Raw genomic sequence first — 938 nt, forward strand, 5'->3', positions numbered from 1 at the left:
GGCCTAGGGCCTAGGAAGTCGAGGACGCCGTCGGGGCGCCAGCGGGCGAGGTCGCCGGTGCGGTACATGCGGGCGCCGGGAGGCCCGAAGGGGCAGGCGACGAAGCGCTCGGCGGTCAGGCCCGGGCGGTTGAGATAGCCCCGCGCCAGACCCGCCCCCGCGATGTACAGCTCCCCCGGCACTCCCGCAGGCACCGGATGCAGCCCACCGTCCAGCACATACACACGCGTGTTCCAGATCGGCGCTCCGATCGGGAGGCTGACTTCACCCTCTGCAGCCCTATCCATCTTGTAGACGCAGCAGCCCACAACTGTCTCGGTCGGCCCGTACTCGTTGACGATCAATGAGTCCGGGAAACGCCGCAGCCATCGCCGCGCCTGCGAGGTGCCAAGCTCTTCGCCGCCGATCACGGCCACGCCGACCTCAGCAAGGCGGTCAGCCGCGTCGAGTTCATCACAGATCAGATCGATCAAGGCCGGGGTGATCTTGAGCAGGCCGATGCCCTGGGGTTGCCGGAGGAACGGCAGTGCCGCATTGGGTTCGGCAGAGGCTGGAAGCAGGATGTCCTTGCCGGAGAGCAGCGGCACGAAGATGGAGGTAACGACGGCATCGAAGGTGAGCGGCAGCTGTGCGATGGAGCCTCTCTCGCAGGAGCTGGAATAGAAGTCCGCGGCCCAGGACACGTAGTTGGCCAGACCGGCATGGGAGACGAGGACGCCCTTTGGAGTTCCGGTGGAGCCGGAGGTGTAGATGAGATAGGCGGGGTGGAGGGGTTGGAGGGGGTGCAGGCGGGTGTCGTCGGTGGGGTTGGTGTCGGGGGAGCGTTCGAGCTGGGCGAGGAGTGCGGTGTCGTCGAGGCGGAGGAGCGGGGCGGTGTCGGGCAGGGCGCGGCCGGCGGTGCCGGCGGTGAGGACGAGCCTGGGGTCGGCGTCCTTGAG

1 protein-coding gene is annotated in these 938 nt (G+C 68.3%); it reads right to left on the minus strand.

Annotation, left to right across the window (positions count from 1 at the left end; translation table 11 throughout):
* The coding region (locus tag AB4112_RS35995) for an AMP-binding protein (protein WP_441727271.1) at positions 1-938 on the minus strand (938 nt) is incomplete at both ends.

The organism is Inquilinus sp. 2KB_23 (assembly GCF_052115705.1).
Lineage (GTDB): Bacteria > Pseudomonadota > Alphaproteobacteria > DSM-16000 > Inquilinaceae > Inquilinus > Inquilinus ginsengisoli_A.